The sequence below is a fragment of the Exiguobacterium sp. UBA6309 genome, assembly GCF_002439205.1.
Lineage (GTDB): Bacteria > Bacillota > Bacilli > Exiguobacteriales > Exiguobacteriaceae > Exiguobacterium_A.
Window position 1 is genome coordinate 357,892 of record NZ_DJTL01000025.1, and the last position, 15,390, is coordinate 373,281.

The 15,390-nt window shown below is 47.9% G+C and carries 17 protein-coding genes, 1 tRNA gene and 1 pseudogene; 3 read left to right on the forward strand and 16 right to left on the reverse strand.

The window, feature by feature from the left end:
• Nucleotides 1-11 precede the first annotated feature (11 nt).
• The 5 genes from rbsD to B3M90_RS08280 form a co-directional block, all read right to left on the reverse strand.
• Nucleotides 12-401, reverse strand: a complete 390-nt coding sequence (gene rbsD / locus B3M90_RS08255; protein WP_214807627.1) for a D-ribose pyranase — start codon at nucleotides 399-401, stop codon at nucleotides 12-14.
• On the reverse strand, nucleotides 398-1,276 hold the full coding sequence (gene rbsK, locus B3M90_RS08260; RefSeq protein ID WP_290783319.1) for a ribokinase: 879 nt from the start codon (nucleotides 1,274-1,276) through the stop codon (nucleotides 398-400). The genes rbsD and rbsK overlap by 4 nt, the downstream gene beginning before the upstream one ends.
• The gene (locus B3M90_RS08265) at nucleotides 1,273-2,253 is read right to left on the reverse strand and encodes a LacI family DNA-binding transcriptional regulator (protein ID WP_050678689.1); all 981 of its coding nucleotides are present in this window, start codon (nucleotides 2,251-2,253) and stop codon (nucleotides 1,273-1,275) included. Before B3M90_RS08265 ends, rbsK begins: the two co-directional genes overlap by 4 nt.
• A gap of 199 nt (nucleotides 2,254-2,452) precedes the next feature.
• Complete coding sequence (locus tag B3M90_RS08270) at nucleotides 2,453-2,692, reverse strand: hypothetical protein (RefSeq protein WP_214852552.1); 240 nt, start codon at nucleotides 2,690-2,692, stop codon at nucleotides 2,453-2,455.
• Nucleotides 2,693-3,049: 357 nt separating this feature from the next.
• The gene (locus B3M90_RS08280) at nucleotides 3,050-3,394 is read right to left on the reverse strand and encodes a hypothetical protein (protein WP_290783321.1); all 345 of its coding nucleotides are present in this window, start codon (nucleotides 3,392-3,394) and stop codon (nucleotides 3,050-3,052) included.
• Nucleotides 3,395-3,529: 135 nt separating this feature from the next.
• On the opposite strand from B3M90_RS08280, the gene B3M90_RS08285 reads away from it, so the two are divergent.
• Nucleotides 3,530-3,850, forward strand: coding sequence for a hypothetical protein (locus B3M90_RS08285; protein WP_290783323.1), 321 nt, complete (start codon nucleotides 3,530-3,532; stop codon nucleotides 3,848-3,850).
• A gap of 137 nt (nucleotides 3,851-3,987) precedes the next feature.
• On the opposite strand, the gene B3M90_RS08290 is transcribed toward B3M90_RS08285, so the two are convergent.
• From B3M90_RS08290 to B3M90_RS08335, 10 genes are all read right to left on the reverse strand, one after another.
• On the reverse strand, nucleotides 3,988-4,236 hold the full coding sequence (locus B3M90_RS08290; RefSeq protein WP_230088506.1) for a hypothetical protein: 249 nt from the start codon (nucleotides 4,234-4,236) through the stop codon (nucleotides 3,988-3,990).
• A gap of 2 nt (nucleotides 4,237-4,238) precedes the next feature.
• Nucleotides 4,239-5,162: an acyl-ACP desaturase gene (locus B3M90_RS08295; protein WP_035409958.1), complete on the reverse strand. Its 924-nt coding sequence runs from the start codon at nucleotides 5,160-5,162 to the stop codon at nucleotides 4,239-4,241.
• A 269-nt stretch (nucleotides 5,163-5,431) separates the two neighbouring features.
• A complete protein-coding gene (gene eno / locus B3M90_RS08300; protein WP_087681330.1) occupies nucleotides 5,432-6,724 on the reverse strand; it encodes a phosphopyruvate hydratase in 1,293 nt (430 codons plus the stop codon).
• A gap of 59 nt (nucleotides 6,725-6,783) precedes the next feature.
• A complete protein-coding gene (gpmI, locus tag B3M90_RS08305) occupies nucleotides 6,784-8,331 on the reverse strand; it encodes a 2,3-bisphosphoglycerate-independent phosphoglycerate mutase (protein ID WP_214852546.1) in 1,548 nt (515 codons plus the stop codon).
• Complete coding sequence (tpiA, locus tag B3M90_RS08310; RefSeq protein ID WP_023469215.1) at nucleotides 8,332-9,084, reverse strand: triose-phosphate isomerase; 753 nt, start codon at nucleotides 9,082-9,084, stop codon at nucleotides 8,332-8,334.
• A gap of 27 nt (nucleotides 9,085-9,111) precedes the next feature.
• Nucleotides 9,112-10,296 carry a phosphoglycerate kinase gene (locus B3M90_RS08315; protein ID WP_023469216.1) on the reverse strand — a complete coding sequence of 395 codons (1,185 nt, stop codon included), beginning with the start codon at nucleotides 10,294-10,296 and terminating at the stop codon, nucleotides 9,112-9,114.
• Nucleotides 10,297-10,417: 121 nt separating this feature from the next.
• Nucleotides 10,418-11,425, reverse strand: a complete 1,008-nt coding sequence (gene gap, locus B3M90_RS08320; protein WP_023469217.1) for a type I glyceraldehyde-3-phosphate dehydrogenase — start codon at nucleotides 11,423-11,425, stop codon at nucleotides 10,418-10,420.
• Nucleotides 11,426-11,478: 53 nt separating this feature from the next.
• The gene (locus tag B3M90_RS08325; RefSeq protein WP_290783326.1) at nucleotides 11,479-12,507 is read right to left on the reverse strand and encodes a sugar-binding transcriptional regulator; all 1,029 of its coding nucleotides are present in this window, start codon (nucleotides 12,505-12,507) and stop codon (nucleotides 11,479-11,481) included.
• Nucleotides 12,508-12,622: 115 nt separating this feature from the next.
• Nucleotides 12,623-12,883 (reverse strand): glutaredoxin family protein, encoded by a 261-nt coding sequence (locus B3M90_RS08330; protein WP_050678696.1) that lies wholly within the window; start codon nucleotides 12,881-12,883, stop codon nucleotides 12,623-12,625.
• Entirely contained in the window at nucleotides 12,874-14,016 is a 1,143-nt protein-coding gene (locus B3M90_RS08335; protein WP_290783329.1) for an RNA polymerase subunit sigma-54, read from the reverse strand. Before B3M90_RS08335 ends, B3M90_RS08330 begins: the two co-directional genes overlap by 10 nt.
• Nucleotides 14,017-14,169: 153 nt before the next feature.
• Between B3M90_RS08335 and B3M90_RS08340 the strand changes: the two genes are divergently transcribed.
• Nucleotides 14,170-14,245, forward strand: a tRNA-Arg gene (locus B3M90_RS08340).
• A 182-nt stretch (nucleotides 14,246-14,427) separates the two neighbouring features.
• Nucleotides 14,428-15,012 (forward strand): annotated as a pseudogene (clpP, locus tag B3M90_RS08345) (ATP-dependent Clp endopeptidase proteolytic subunit ClpP); the annotation flags it as partial.
• A gap of 119 nt (nucleotides 15,013-15,131) precedes the next feature.
• Here clpP and B3M90_RS08350 read toward each other — a convergent pair.
• Entirely contained in the window at nucleotides 15,132-15,368 is a 237-nt protein-coding gene (locus B3M90_RS08350; protein WP_035409978.1) for a hypothetical protein, read from the reverse strand.
• Between the last annotated feature and the right edge of the window lie 22 nt (nucleotides 15,369-15,390).

Genomic DNA, 15,390 nt, shown 5'->3' on the forward strand with positions numbered 1-15,390 from the left:
GCATGACCCCCTTAAAAGATTACGCCGGAATGGAAGATGACATTTGCGTACGGTGTCGCTTCTCCGGTCCGGATGATGACCTTCGCCTGCTGTGTCTGTTTCTTGAACTCCTCATGCGAAACGAACGTCGTCTCGATCTGCATGGCTTCGAGTTGCTCGAGGACATCCGGATTCGCTTCTTTGATCTCTGTCGCCAGTGTCAGCTGTTCAATCGCCATGTCACCGGCGACGACACGGACGACGTCGAGGAATGACGGTGTGCCGAGTTCCAGTGCTAAATCGATTCGGGCGACTCCGTCTGGAATCGGTAAGCCGCAATCGGCGATGACGATCGTATCGGTATGACCGAGATCGGTCAGGACCTTGCTGATATGACTGTTTAAGATACCGTGTTTCTTCATGCGTCTCCCTCCATCTGTTCCCGTGTCGGCATTCCGCCTTGAGCGCCAAGCGCGCGAATCGATAAGCCGGCTGCCCGGTTCGCGAAACGAATTGCCTCGACGAGCGGTTGTCCTTCCGTTAACGCAACGGCTAAGGCACCGTTGAACGTATCCCCTGCTCCTGTCGTATCGACGACGGTCGTCTCGATCGCTGGAATCGTCACGATCGACTCACCGTCGTAGAAGCGTGCCCCGCGACTGCCTTCGGTCACGATCAATTTATTCGGATATTCCATCAGCCAATGTTCGATTGGCTGGTCTTGTCCGAAGATCAAGCCACATTCATGTTCGTTTGGCGTTAAGTATGTGACGTGTTCAATCAATTCCGGACTGAGTGACATCGCCGGTGCTGGATTCAAGACGACTGGAATGCCAGCCGCATGTGCTTCGCGAGCAACGGTCTCGACCGTTTCGATTGGAATCTCGAGCTGGAGTAAGATGATTTCACTGTCTGCGAGAACCGGCGCGAGTGTATCATCCGCAAATTTCACATGTTGATTAGCAGACTGAACGACGACGATCGAGTTGTCGCCTTCAGCGAGCGTGATATGTGCCGTTCCCGTCCGTTCGCCTTCAATCGTTTGCAAGTGTGTCGTCTGTACTCCTTGCGTTTTGAAGTTTTCGCGAATCGCTTCACCGTTTGCGTCACTGCCGACGCAACCGATCATTTCGACGGTACTGCCGAGACGCGCGACCGCGACTGCTTGGTTCGCCCCTTTTCCGCCCGGTACGGTATGAAAGGCATCCCCGATGACCGTTTCGCCTGCGCCTGGGCGGCGTTTACTTTCGACGACGAGATCCATCGAGATACTGCCGATGACACTGATTTGTTTCATGCTTCCTCATCCTTCCGTTTCGTCGTTTCCCGTTCGATGATCTCAACTGTCAACTCATGATGAACGGCGGCAATCGGTGTGCCTTCAATCCGCTGAATCAAAAGTTTCGCCGCCAGTTCTCCCATTTGATAGATCGGCTGCGCAATCGTCGTCAACGGTGGTGAAATCATTTGTCCGAGTTCGATGCCGTCATAGCCGATCACTTGTAGCTCGTCCGGAATCGTGATCCCGCGTTCCGCAGCGACTTGCACCGTTGCTGCGGCAATGACATCACTCGCAGCAAAGATCCCGTTGCAATGATAGTGATCAAAGAGATAGTTTGCGGCATCAAGTGCTCCTTGAAAATGGAACGGTGACTCGATGCTTGCAACGAGATGCGTTCCGGCGACTTCCTCAAAACCATCTCGTCGTTTCTTGATCGTCGGGAGTTTCGAAGGACCGCTGATGACAGCGAGCTCCGTCGCACCAGAAGCAAGTAAGAACGAAGCTGCCTTTTTCCCGCCTTCGTATCCGTTTGACGTCACCGTCGGAATCGCGCCTTGCAACACACGGTCTAATGCTACGACCGGCACTTCAAGTTCTTCATAGTTCGGATTGTTTGAGTAGTTCGTCGTGATGATCAATCCGTCGACATGCATCGCCTCGAGTGACTTGATATATTCGCGTTCTTTCTGAAACTGTTCGTCTGTGTTACACAAAATGACCTGAAAACCATGTTGATGTGCCATATCTTCCACAGCTCGTGCGAGTTGTGGGAAGAACGGGTTCGTGATGTCTGGAACGATCAATCCGATCAGTCCGGACCGTTTTTGGAACAACGATCGCGCGACCCGGTTCGGTCGATAATCCAATTGTTTGATTGCCTGAAGCACCGCCTTACGCGATTTCTCACTGACATAACCCTTTTCATTCATGACGCGTGAGACCGTCGCGACGGAGACATGTGCCGCTTTCGCTACTTCCCGGATGGTCGACATGTTTCGCCACCTCTTTCTTTTGATAACGCTTACAAGAATCATCATATTGTGTAACCGGTTACACATCAATCTTTTTTATCTAAAATATATTTTATTTTTTTTTCGAGCTCTTGAATTGAAACATAAAAAAGAAGCCTGACACGGCGTCAGACTTACGGTAATTCCGTATAATCATGCATTTGAACGTTCTGAATCATCCTTAAATAAAGACGATCAGCGAGAGACCAATCAGAATATTAATGAATCCTAATCCATCCGTCGCTTTCGTGTACAACGACGGTTTATCTTTTTTTGCGCTATCGTTTAGATACATCAATGTCACGGCAATAACAGTCGTGATGCCCAGAGGTGCATTCAAAAAACTATCGGAATACGTAAATAAGTTGTTCGTAATGTAGAGACTATTTAAGACAGATAAACCAAACAACATTTTATGCATGAAACTCACTCCTATAATCAACGGGATCTTACGAAATTAACTAAGATCTAATTTCACTCTCCCTCTATTATAGAATATTCTTCCAGTTACTCTTCCTTACACTATTGAAAGAAAGTATTTGGATGCATACGCAAATACACCGCAAGACAGCGTCACGCCATCTTACGGTGTATTTCTTATCCTCTCAGTAGCACGTTAGATTGTTGATTTTCGGAAAAGACGGAGACTCCTGCGGGAAGAGCGGAATAGGCAAGACCCCGCAGGAGCACACGCGACGAGGAGGCTTGCCTTCCGCCCGCGGAAAGCGACGTCTTGGACGGAAATCAATGAACAATCGGAGTCTAGCTGACAAGTCTTTCATCTTTTTGCTTTCCCGGCTCTTTTTCGCTCCACGAACAAACGCCGAATCAAAGCAACAACGAACGCAACGATTGCCAGCGGCTCAAACAAATAAATCAATAGGAACGTGACATCGATGACGGCATCCTCCGGATTATAACGGATGATATAGAGCGCACCGGGTAAGATGGCAATCAGTCCACCAATTCCGAGTGCCGTTCCAAAAATCAGACTCTGACGCGAAAACTGGCTCGTGATTTGATACAAACCGATGAATAGTATGAGTTCCGTAAAATAGATGAGGCGCAACGGGATGTCACCAATCGACGTATCAAGCCCTAAAACCAAAAACCGAAATAGCATGTCGATTCCCCCTTCCCTCTAGTTCTACCCCGAACAGCGTCCTTGTAATGCTTGATTTCCAGTTTCTCTGCATATCCTCGCTTCAATTAGGGAATAGCTAGAGAGTTACAGTCACATACAGAGAGTTGGGATCGGATGAAAGAAGAACACTCGATGAAGGTCGTCAGTTGTCTGAATGATTATTTCGAACGTCATCAGCAGCCCCTTCAGGTCGATCTCTTACGAGGTCTACCACCGATCGTGCTATTGTTGCGCGATGACGCGAAACGCGCTTTCCTGAAGGAAGCGAACTTGCACGATGAACTGTTACAAGACATCAAACGTTTGATTCAGGAATGTTTGGATCCCGATACACTGCGCGAATTGGGAATCGATGTCAATCTCCCGGACTTTTTCGTGACCCGTGCACCGCTTCATTCTGCCCATCATTATCTCGTTACATTCATCGAAGACTGACTTCATGTTAAAAGCAGCTATTTCTTCTTTCACAAAACATGTGAAGCAAGAGATAACTGCTTTTTTTAGGGATAAAAAAAACCGATAGCGCCAAAGCACTACCGGTTTTGCTTCCCTTCACGTATGGTAAAGACGACTTAATTCTCAACCTCAAGAATCGCTTCGATTTCAGCTTCTACTTCTTTGTTGACCATTTGCGAACGTTTTTTACGTAATTCAAGATCCATCTCCTGATCAATGAACTGATTCGTATGCTTGTCGAAGCAATCAAAACAAATCGGATAGAAGTCTTTTGCTTCTTTGTTCAATGAATTGAATTCCCATGTATCGAGTTCCAAGTAACTGACTTGGTTATTCGTTTCAGTTCCACAGATTTCACACTTCATGTTCAATTGCCTCCTGAGACGTCGATTTTCGCTTTTTCGAGTTGACGTTCTTGACGTTCCTTAATGCGTTTCAAACGTCCATGATACTTCATGATGTTCGCTTGTGATTGCTTCGCTTCTTCGCTTGTCGGCTCCAAATCAGCGATGCCCCAGTATTTGACGACGACGTCTAATACTTGGTCGAAGTATTGGAGGGGTCCATAGTTCGTATCAACAGCAATCGTCTTCATCCGTTCTGTGAAGTCCGGCATGACAGCACCTGGCATCGAGAAGTTGATGATGACGTCTTCGAAGAAGACGATGAAGTTCGGGTCAAGCTCTAGGTGTGCTTTGACCGTGTCACGATAGAACGCATAATGGAGCGCTTCGTCTTTCGCTAGACGACGGAGTAGCGTTGCTAAGTCTTTGTCGTGTGCCCCTGCGATTTTCGCAACATTGTTATAGAAGACGAGTGTCGCTAACTCTTGCAGTGACGTATACGCCATTGTCGCTAGCGGGTTCGTGAAGTCCGGGAACCAGCCATTTTCAACGACGCGTCTTCTTAATTGATGAAGTCGCGTTGGATTGACGTTTCGCGTGACGAGTAAATATGTCTCGAGTAAGTTCGAGTGCTGATCTTCTTCTGCTGTCCATGTCCGGACGAAGTCATTGATGACTTCCATCGAGTTCTTGAACGTATAGTCTAAGTGCGACGTATACCACGGTAAGTTGACCTCTGTCAGTAATGCCGTCTCGATTGCGACGATGACACCTTCCGGAAGTGTGACTTGGCTTTCATCCCAGGGAACGCGCTTGAACGACATCGCCTTATCCCACGGAATGAATTCGTGGTAGCTCCAGTCGATGTTGGCTGAACGCTCCTTGTGTAGTCGATATAACTCTTGAATGCGTGGTTCTAAACGGATATCTAAATCTGAATTTAGCATGATCGTATCTCCTTTAGACGTATTTGTCATCTGTATCGAGTAAGATGTAATTAATGCCTATAACTATTTAATTTGCACTTATTTATGAGTATAACATTTTAGTCATCTACTAGGATGAATCAATTTTTTGACAGTTCAGTATAGTTTTAATGACAAAAGTGCTTTTCATGTTTGACATCGCTTGGTATACAAAAAACCTCCTATCCGTGTGTACGTATCACACGAATAGGAGGTTTTCCTTATAGCTTGTTCAAACGATCAACCTGAAATTACTTTTTGAGGTTGTAGAATGATTTAATTCCGTCGTAGACAGCAACGTCTGAAAGCATGTCTTCGATGCGGAGAAGTTGGTTGTATTTCGCGATACGGTCTGTACGTGAAAGTGAACCAGTTTTGATTTGACCAGCGTTTGTCGCAACAGCGATGTCAGCGATCGTTGAATCTTCAGTTTCACCAGAACGGTGAGAAACGACAGCTGTGTAACCAGCTTTTTTAGCCATTTCGATTGCGTCGAATGTTTCAGTCAACGTACCGATTTGGTTAACTTTGATGAGGATCGAGTTAGCGATGCCTTTTTCGATACCTTCAGCAAGTTTCTCAGTGTTTGTTACGAACAAGTCATCCCCAACGAGTTGGACTTTGTGTCCGATACGATCTGTAAGAAGTTTGTGACCATCCCAGTCGTTTTCGTCACAGCCATCTTCGATTGAGATAATTGGGTATTTGTCAACGAGTTGTGCGTAGAATTCAACAAGCTCTTCTGTTGAGAGGACTTTGCCTTCGCCAGCGAGGTTGTATTTTCCAGCTGCTTTATCGTAGAACTCAGAAGAAGCGACGTCCATTGCAAGGTAAACATCTTCGCCTGCTTTGTAGCCAGCTTTTTCGATTGCTTCAAGGATAACTGTGATTGCTTCTTCGTTTGATTTCAAGTTTGGAGCGAATCCACCCTCGTCACCAACTGCTGTGTTAAGCCCCATTCCGCTAAGAACTGATTTCAACGCGTGGAAGATTTCAGCACCCATACGAAGTGCTTCTTTGAATGTTGGAGCACCGACAGGCATGATCATGAATTCTTGGAAGTCCACGTTGTTGTCTGCGTGTGATCCACCGTTGATGATGTTCATCATTGGTGTTGGTAATGTTTTCGCGTTGAATCCACCGAGGTATGTGTAAAGTGGAAGACCAAGCTCATCTGCAGCAGCACGTGCAGCAGCCATAGAAACACCAAGGATTGCGTTAGCGCCGAAGTTACCTTTGTTTTTCGTACCGTCGAGATCGATCATCTTTTTGTCGATTCCAGCTTGGTCGAAGACATCGTAACCGATGATTTCTGGTGCGATTTTTTCGTTGACGTTGTCAACAGCTTTCAAAACACCTTTTCCGAGGTAACGAGCTTTGTCGCCATCACGGAGTTCGACTGCTTCGTGCTCACCAGTTGATGCACCTGATGGTACGAGTGCGCGACCGAAACCGCCATCTTCTGTATAAACTTCTACTTCTACTGTTGGGTTACCGCGTGAATCAAGAATCTCGCGTGCGTAAATCTCTGTAATCATTGACATTTAAATTCGCTCCTTTTGTGTGTAAGAAATATGTGCTGTAATTCTTTCGATCGACGGGATTATTTCTTCAATACGATCGATTTACCAGTCATCTCTGCTGGCTGGTCCGCTCCGAGGAGATCAAGGACCGTTGGTGCGAGGTCAGCGAGTGCACCTGTGAGTGGTTCAAGGAGTTCAACGTCCTCGACCGTCACGATACATGGAACCGGTTCTGTCGTATGCGCCGTCATCTTACTGCCGTCCGCATTGAGGACTTTATCCGCGTTCCCGTGGTCAGCCGTGATGACTGCCGCGCCGCCTTTGCTGAGAATCAAGTCAACGACTTTCCCAAGACACTCATCGACAGCTTCGATCGCCTTTTTCGTCGGCTCGAGCATACCCGAGTGACCGACCATATCCGGGTTTGCGAAGTTGAGGATGATCGCGTCGTGTTTGTCCGAGTTGATTGCGTCGACGAGGGCGTCTGTGACTTCATAGACGCTCATCTCCGGTTTCAAGTCGTATGTCGCGACTTTTGGTGAAGGGATTAAGATCCGATCTTCCCCTTCGTATGGTTCTTCACGTTGTCCGTTGAAGAAGAACGTGACGTGCGGATACTTTTCCGTTTCCGCGATGCGTAGCTGTTTGAGACCTTGTTTTGACAATGTCTCCCCAAGCGTGTTCTTGATGTCTTCAGGCGGGAAGACGATGTCCGTATCAATCGCATCCGAGTACTTCGTCATCGAGACGAGTAGCAGGTTCTTCGGTGCGTTGTCCGGAATTTCGAAACCGTCGAAGCCACCTTTTTCTTTGTAGACTTTCGAAAGCTGAATCGCACGGTCAGGACGATAGTTGAAGAACACGATCGCATCGTTATCGTGGATCGGTGCGACTGGCGTACCGTCTTCCTGCACGACAACAGTTGGTTCGATGAACTCATCCGTTACGTCTTGTTTGTACGAAGCTTCAACCATGCCGATTGGATCCTTCGTCGTTGGACCTTCACCGAACGTGATGGCGTCATAGACTTTCTTGACGCGTTCCCAACGGTTATCGCGGTCCATCGCATAGTAGCGACCAGAGATACTCGCGAATTGTCCAACATTCAATTCATCCATCTTCGCTTGCGCGTCACGGAGGAAACCAGCGCCCGATTGTGGGTCGCAGTCACGACCGTCCGTGAAAGCATGGAGGTAGACTTTTTCGATTTCGTGAAGTTTCGCGAATTCGAGCACCGCATATAAGTGGTTGATGTGACTGTGGATTCCACCGTCAGAGACCAAACCGAAGATATGAAGCGCTGAACCGTATTTCTTCACGTGACCTGCCGCATCGTTCATCGCTTGACGCGAGAAGAACGAGCGATCCTTGATCGCGTTGTTGATTCGGGATAGCGATTGATAGACGACGCGACCTGCACCGATGTTCAGGTGACCCACTTCTGAGTTCCCCATTTGACCTTCAGGCAAACCGACGTATTCACCTTTCGCATTCAACAACGTATGCGGGTATTGACCCCAGTAACGGTCGAAGTTCGGTTTGTTTGCCGCTGTAACGGCATTTCCGAACTCCTCGTCACGCATACCAAAACCATCAAGGATGATCAGTGCGACTGGACGTTTTTTCATTTAAATCGCCTCCAACAGTTTGAGGAACGATCCTGTCTCAAGACTTGCACCGCCGACGAGCGCGCCGTCGATGTCTGGTTGAGCCATATATTCTTTGATGTTTTCCGGTTTGACGCTACCACCGTATTGGATGCGGACAGCTTCTGCTGCTTCAGCACCGAATTCAGCTGCAACGACGTCGCGGACGAATTTACAAGAATCTTGTGCATCTTGTTCTGTCGCTGATTTACCTGTTCCGATTGCCCAGACAGGCTCGTAAGCGACGACAAGATTTTTCACTTGGTCGACAGTAAGACCTTTAAGGCTGTTTGCTGTCTGTTCGCGGATGACGTCTTCGAACTTGCCGCCTTCACGCTCTTCCAGTGTTTCACCTACACAAACGATTGGAACGAGACCGTGCTCGAACGCTTTTTTCGCTTTGCTGTTGATGAACGCATCTGTTTCGCCGAAGTACTCACGACGCTCAGAGTGACCGAGGATGACGTATGTCACGTCGAGTTCTTTGAGCATGAGCGGGCTGATTTCACCAGTGAACGCGCCGCTCTCTTTGTCGTACATGTTTTGAGCACCGATTTTAAGATCCGTACCAGCTGCTGCTTCTGTCAAGTGTGCCAAGAATACTGCTGGCGCACAGACAGCTGCGTCGACTGTCGTCGAAGCAGGTACAGCTCCTTTGACTTCCTCAACGAATGCGACTGCATCCTTGAGTGTCAGATTCATCTTCCAGTTACCTGCGATAATTGGTTTACGCATTGAGAAACACTCCCTTGTGAACTTAGATTACTTGTCGTTTAGCGCTTCGACACCAGGAAGAGCTTTCCCTTCCATGAATTCGAGACTTGCTCCACCACCTGTAGAGATGTGGCTCATTTTGTCAGCAAGACCGAATTTCTCTGCCGCAGCAGCTGAGTCGCCACCGCCGATGATTGAGTACGCATCGCTGTCCGCAAGAGCTTGCGCGACACCTTTTGTACCGTTTGCGTATTTATCGAGTTCGAATACGCCCATCGGTCCGTTCCAGACGACGAGTTTCGAGTTCTTGATTGCCTCTGCATAGAGTTCAACCGTTTTTGGACCGATATCAAGTGACATGTGATCTGCTGGGATCTCTGTGATGTCACGTGGTCCGACATATGTTTCTTCTCCGAATTCCTTCGTGATGACGCAGTCGATTGGCATGAGGAACTTAACGCCTTTTTCTTCTGCTTTCTTCATGAATTCCTTCGCTTGGTCGATTTTGTCGACCTCAAGAAGTGAAGTACCGACTTCGATACCACGAGCTGTGAGGAACGTGTACGATAAGCCGCCACCGATGATCAACGTATCGACGATGTCGAGTAAGTGATCGATGACACCGATTTTGTCCGCTACTTTCGAACCACCGATGATTGCCGTGAACGGGCGATCTGGGTTAGAAAGAGCTTTACCGAGAACTTGAAGTTCTTTTTCGATGAGAAGACCGGCAACTGCAGTGTCGACATGGTGTGCGATACCTTCTGTCGATGCGTGTGCACGGTGTGCTGCGCCGAACGCGTCGTTGACGAAGACGTCAGCGAGTTTCGCGAATCCTTTAGCGAGCTCTTCGTCATTTTTCGTTTCACCAGGGTAGAAGCGAACGTTCTCTAAGACGACGACATCGCCGTTTTCGAGTTTGCTGACTGCTTCTTCTGCAACTGGACCGTATGCTTCTTCAACGAGCTTGATGTCTTTACCAAGCAATTCGCTGAGGCGTGCTACGACAGGTGCAAGTGAGAACTCAGGGTTCTTTTCGCCTTTTGGACGACCCATGTGGCTAGCAAGAATGACTTTTGCTCCGCCTTCGATCAAGTGTTTGATCGTTGGGAGTGCAGCACGGATCCGTGTGTCATCCGTGATTTTACCGTCTTCCAACGGTACGTTGAAATCCACGCGTGTAAATACGCGTTTTCCTTGTACATCGATGTCGCGAATCGATTTCTTATTCATACATTCGTCCTCCGTCTCTTACGTATAGTGAGGGGCGAATGCCCCTCCCGCTTTTTTCCGCAATAAGAGCGGAGACTGATATCGTTTCCGCTCTTATTCAATTGCTATTTAATTGCTCGAATTACTTAGCGATTTCTGCGAAGTGTTTGAGTGTACGAACGAGTTGGCTAGTGTAAGACATTTCGTTGTCATACCAAGCAACTGTTTTAACGAGTTGTTTGTCGCCGACTGTCATGACTTTAGTTTGAGTTGCATCGAAGAGTGATCCGTAAGAGATACCAACGATGTCAGAAGAAACGATTTCGTCTTCAGTGTAACCGTAAGACTCGTTAGCAGCTGCTTTCATTGCTGCGTTAACTTCTTCTACAGAAACTTTTTTGTCGAGTACAGTTACGAGCTCAGTGAGTGAACCTGTAGCGACTGGTACACGTTGTGCAGATCCGTCAAGTTTACCTTGAAGTTCTGGAAGAACGAGACCGATTGCTTTTGCAGCACCAGTTGAGTTTGGAACGATGTTTGCTGCTGCCGCACGTGCACGACGGAAGTCACCTTTAGGGTGTGGAGCGTCGAGTGTGTTTTGGTCACCAGTGTAAGCGTGGATCGTAGTCATGAGACCTTCAACGATTCCGAACTGATCTTGGAGAACTTTAGCCATTGGCGCGAGACAGTTTGTAGTACAAGAAGCACCAGAGATAACTGTTTCAGTTCCGTCAAGGATTTCGTGGTTCGTGTTGAAGACGACTGTTTTCATGTCGCCAGTTGCAGGTGCAGAGATAACGACTTTTTTAGCGCCAGCTTTCAAGTGAAGCTCAGCTTTTTCTTTGTCTGTGAAGAAACCAGTACATTCGAGAACGATGTCAACACCGAGCTCGCCCCATGGGAGTTCTTCTGGGTTGCGGTTAGCAAGTGTTTTGATTTCTTTACCGTTGACGAGGAAGTAACCGTCGTGTACTTCAACTTCGCCGTCGAAACGACCTTGAGTCGTATCATATTTGAGAAGGTGTGCAAGCATTTTAGTGTCTGTAAGGTCGTTGATCGCGACTACTTCGATTCCATCGAATTGAAGAATTTGACGAAGTGCCAAACGTCCGATACGTCCAAATCCGTTAATACCAACTTTTACTGCCATGATAATTTTCCTCCTTTTAATGTAAAGCGAGTTATCTATTATTCAAAAGGGGGTTACCCTTTCAAAATCGAAGCTGCTGCGCCTTCATCCGTAATCAGGATGATGTCAGGCGACTGTTTGACATAGGCGTTGATCGCTTCTGCCTTCGAATGACCACCTGCGACGACGATGACGTGTTCGACTTGCTTCAAGTCAGCCAATTGGAGACCAACCGTCTTGACCCGGTGCACGATGTTCCCGTCTCGGTCGAAGTAATATCCGAATGCTTCCGCTACTGCCTGTTCATGTTCCAGTCGGGTCAGGAGATCCTCAGACGCGCGACGACGTTTTGCCATCGTTTTCGCCTCACCAATTCCATGTACCACGATTGAAGCATCTTTAATCATTTGAAGCACATTTTTTATGCTCGGCTCTTCAATCATCTTGACGAACGTCTCTGTACTGACCATGTCGGGGATGTGAAGCAGATGATAATCACTTTGAGCGCGTGACGCCATCCGTGAGCATACTGTGTTCGCTTGTAGTTCGAGCGTTTCTCCCAGTCCTCCGCGTGCCGGAACGAACGTCATCGGACGGTGTTCCTTGTCTGGCGACATCATCGCCGCGACGGAAGCCATCGTCGTACCGCCTGTGACAGCGATCGTATTGTGATGGTCTGAAGAAAGCTCTCGTTTGAGTCGTGCGACGGTCGCCCGCCCCATGTCTCGTTGTACCCAGAAGGTTTCATCGGAATCACCCGGTACGATGACGACGTCCCGTACTCCGAGTCTCTCTTTTAAGGCTTTCGCCATGTCTGAGATCCCTGCGAGTTCTCCCATGATGCTGTGCATGCTGCGAAGAACGTTTCGTCCTTCATCCGTCAAGGACATCCCTTGCGTCGCGACCTCTAGGAGGTCTTGCTGCTTCAAGAAGTCGACTTCCCGCCGTAAGACGCGTTCCGTCAAGCCAAGGCTTGTCGCAAGCGTACGTCGTCCGATCGGTTGCATCAGTCGAACATAATGAAGGATGTCGTAGCGTGTCTGCATTTCTTCGATCAGATCAGGCACGATTCGTTTTTGGATCTGGACTAACTGCCGAATCATGTATTTCCCTCTCCTCTCAAGTAGCTGGACGCTTTCTGTCCCGCATGTCATAACGTGTCCCACTTGGTACACCGTTATCATAACAGTCCATTTCTCGCCTTGCAAGTCTCGTTTCTCAAGTTTTTTGAAGTAAGCGGTTTCTTATCATTTCCGTCTCGAATTTGCCATAACTCCAAATTTCGCCGTCATGCATGACGACCGGAATTTCATATAAGAACCGTAGACTGAGCGCTTCATCCTGATCGATGTTGACTTCCTCGAACGTCCATTCCGGAAACTCATCGAGTACGAAGTCGAGTAAGATGGCGGCCTCTTCACATAGCGTACATCCCGGACGTGAATAGAGTGTTAAGTGTCTGTGTCGTTTTAATCCCATTCTGATTGCGCCTTCCTTTGCTGCATCGTTTTTTTCGTTAAACCAAGCGCTGCCCGATATTTTGCAACCGTCCGTCGCGCGACTGTCAGACCGTCTGCTTGCAGACGATCCGTCAATTGCTGATCACTTAACGGACGATCGCTATGTTGAATGTATTCGGCGATCCGCCGTTTAATTAAAAAACTCGAATCTCCGGTTGTCGTCCGTGAGACGAACAAGTCTTCTAAAGCAACGAGACCATGAACCGTCTCGACATACTTCGCAGCAATCGCTCGACCAATCGTTGACGGATGATGCCCCGTCGCCTCAGCGACTTGTTTTTTCGTCAGTGGCTCAAGATGCAGTTCTCCCTTGAACCAGCGTTCTTGTCGCTCAAGCAAGACCGAGAGGATGGCATGCATCGTAACGCGACGTCGTTCGTACGCGCGTAAAAAAGGCGTTGCCTCTTTTAATCCGAGCCACTTCTGATCCATGTCGAGTGTCATCCAGTCAATCTGAAGTTTTCCATCTAACAGGTGAATCCGTGCTTCTGCCATGACCGGTCGTTCTTCTTTAGGAAGATCCGGTGTCCGGCTCAGCCGCGTCAATCGTTTTCGCAACCGTGCTCGATCCTGTTTACTGAACTGCGCGAACACTTGACTCGCCGGTTCATGTCGTAACCGATCCGTCAGTCCGATCAATTCTGCGTCGTCTAGCTCGATCGCCTGTAACCATTGGCACTCGCGCTCCGAGCGGGCAGCAATGCCGACTGGTTCACATTGTTGTAAGAGTGTCCGTGCTTCTGTAATCGTTGCGACATCGGTCGAGAAGGATGCAGCGAGCTCCTTGTCCGATGTCCGCAATAAACCGTCCGCTTCTAAATACACGATGAGTTGTTCCGCCATATATCCTATTTCCTGTCTGACTGATTCTAAACGTATTTGTGCAAGAAGCTCGTCTTCATAGGATGCCAAATGTCCTGCCATCTGCTCGACCTCTAGCGAAACCTGATTCGGGTAATGACGATGTAACCGTCGTTTCAACCGTCGCCATTCCTCCTCGAGTTCTGCCGCCGGTTGCTCAAGTACATGTAACTGATACTGTTGTGACGCCGATAACGTCAGCTGTTGCGTTTGTTCCTGGCGTTGATCCATCGATTTCCCTCCCTCACTTCTTATTATAGAAGAAACGTTTTGAAAAACGTGCTCTGAACCCCTTTTGAGTCGCTAGAGAAAAGAAAAGTCATCCTTCCCTATTGCTTTTCTGAAAAAATGTCGCTATACTATTAATTGTTCAGTACATCAGATGCACCCGTAGCTCAGGGGATAGAGCACTGGTTTCCGGTACCAGGTGTCGGGAGTTCGAATCTCTCCGGGTGTACCATTTATTCAACTACAAGGCAATGCCAGCAATGGCGTTGCCTTTTTTCTATATTGATATGTTTCATTTGCCCTTGTAATGGAAAAATACCTAAAAGTCGCATCGTATCTTTTGACCAATATTGACCAAAGGATTATGATAAGGATAAGTCGAATAGGAAGCTACATACCAACTATAAGGAGGCAAAGACTATGTTAATTCCAACAGTCATCGAACAAACAAACCGCGGGGAACGTGCTTACGATATCTACTCACGTTTGCTAAAAGACCGCATCATTCTTCTCGGGAGCGCGATTGACGACAACGTCGCCAACTCAGTCGTTGCCCAACTTCTGTTCTTAGCAGCAGAAGATCCAGATAAAGAAATCTCGCTTTACATCAACAGCCCAGGTGGTTCGATCACTGCCGGTATGGCGATTTACGATACAATGAACTTCATCAAACCACAAGTTTCAACAATTTGTATCGGTATGGCAGCATCGATGGGTGCGTTCTTGCTACAAGCAGGCGCAAAAGGAAAACGTTTCGCGTTACCAAACGCTGAAATCATGATCCACCAACCACTCGGTGGTACACAAGGTCAAGCATCGGATATCAAAATCCATGCGGAGCGTATCATCAAAATGCGTGAGCACCTCAACAAAATCATGGCTGAAAACACAGGACAACCACTTGAAGTCATCGAACGCGATACAGAGCGTGACAACTTCATGTCAGCACAAGCTGCTGCTGATTACGGTCTTATCGACCGCGTCATGGAACGTGCATAAGTCATCCAGAGTGTCTCCTTCGGGAGGCACTTTTTTTGTATCCATAGAAAAGTGAAGCCTTGTCGGTTATCGTTACATACAAAAAACCTCCCGTTCCTTATAGAACGAGAGGGCGATGATCAGTCGATCAAGTCTGTGATGTCTGAAACGATATCGTGGTTTTCACGAATCAGCGAGTAGATCGCGTTCGCATGTGGCGAAAGCTCTTCTTCTGCTTGTAATTGTTTCAGGAACAAAGATGTTGCGAATGCAACGAGTGTGCTTTTCGGTACACCGATTGCTTTTGCTTTTTTTGTTAACACTTCATCAAACTTCGCATCGACTGTCAGCGAAATACGTTTCTTTTCGTTAGCCATTTCAAAAACTCCTTAATTCGAA

What these genes read in the sequence shown, in the direction of transcription:
- B3M90_RS08330 (WP_050678696.1), bottom strand. Translation starts at nt 12,883, where the DNA reads ATGGGATTAAAACGACACAGACACTTAACACTCTATTCACGTCCGGGA.
- rbsK (WP_290783319.1), bottom strand. Translation starts at nt 1,276, where the DNA reads ATGAAACAAATCAGTGTCATCGGCAGTATCTCGATGGATCTCGTCGTC.
- B3M90_RS08315 (WP_023469216.1), bottom strand. Translation starts at nt 10,296, where the DNA reads ATGAATAAGAAATCGATTCGCGACATCGATGTACAAGGAAAACGCGTA.
- B3M90_RS08350 (WP_035409978.1), bottom strand. Translation starts at nt 15,368, where the DNA reads ATGGCTAACGAAAAGAAACGTATTTCGCTGACAGTCGATGCGAAGTTT.
- tpiA (WP_023469215.1), bottom strand. Translation starts at nt 9,084, where the DNA reads ATGCGTAAACCAATTATCGCAGGTAACTGGAAGATGAATCTGACACTC.
- gap (WP_023469217.1), bottom strand. Translation starts at nt 11,425, where the DNA reads ATGGCAGTAAAAGTTGGTATTAACGGATTTGGACGTATCGGACGTTTG.
- eno (WP_087681330.1), bottom strand. Translation starts at nt 6,724, where the DNA reads ATGTCAATGATTACAGAGATTTACGCACGCGAGATTCTTGATTCACGC.
- B3M90_RS08325 (WP_290783326.1), bottom strand. Translation starts at nt 12,507, where the DNA reads ATGATTCGGCAGTTAGTCCAGATCCAAAAACGAATCGTGCCTGATCTG.
- B3M90_RS08280 (WP_290783321.1), bottom strand. Translation starts at nt 3,394, where the DNA reads ATGCTATTTCGGTTTTTGGTTTTAGGGCTTGATACGTCGATTGGTGAC.
- B3M90_RS08265 (WP_050678689.1), bottom strand. Translation starts at nt 2,253, where the DNA reads ATGTCGACCATCCGGGAAGTAGCGAAAGCGGCACATGTCTCCGTCGCG.
- B3M90_RS08285 (WP_290783323.1), top strand. Translation starts at nt 3,530, where the DNA reads ATGAAAGAAGAACACTCGATGAAGGTCGTCAGTTGTCTGAATGATTAT.
- B3M90_RS08335 (WP_290783329.1), bottom strand. Translation starts at nt 14,016, where the DNA reads ATGGATCAACGCCAGGAACAAACGCAACAGCTGACGTTATCGGCGTCA.
- gpmI (WP_214852546.1), bottom strand. Translation starts at nt 8,331, where the DNA reads ATGAAAAAACGTCCAGTCGCACTGATCATCCTTGATGGTTTTGGTATG.
- B3M90_RS08295 (WP_035409958.1), bottom strand. Translation starts at nt 5,162, where the DNA reads ATGCTAAATTCAGATTTAGATATCCGTTTAGAACCACGCATTCAAGAG.
- B3M90_RS08270 (WP_214852552.1), bottom strand. Translation starts at nt 2,692, where the DNA reads ATGCATAAAATGTTGTTTGGTTTATCTGTCTTAAATAGTCTCTACATT.
- rbsD (WP_214807627.1), bottom strand. Translation starts at nt 401, where the DNA reads ATGAAGAAACACGGTATCTTAAACAGTCATATCAGCAAGGTCCTGACC.
- B3M90_RS08290 (WP_230088506.1), bottom strand. Translation starts at nt 4,236, where the DNA reads ATGAAGTGTGAAATCTGTGGAACTGAAACGAATAACCAAGTCAGTTAC.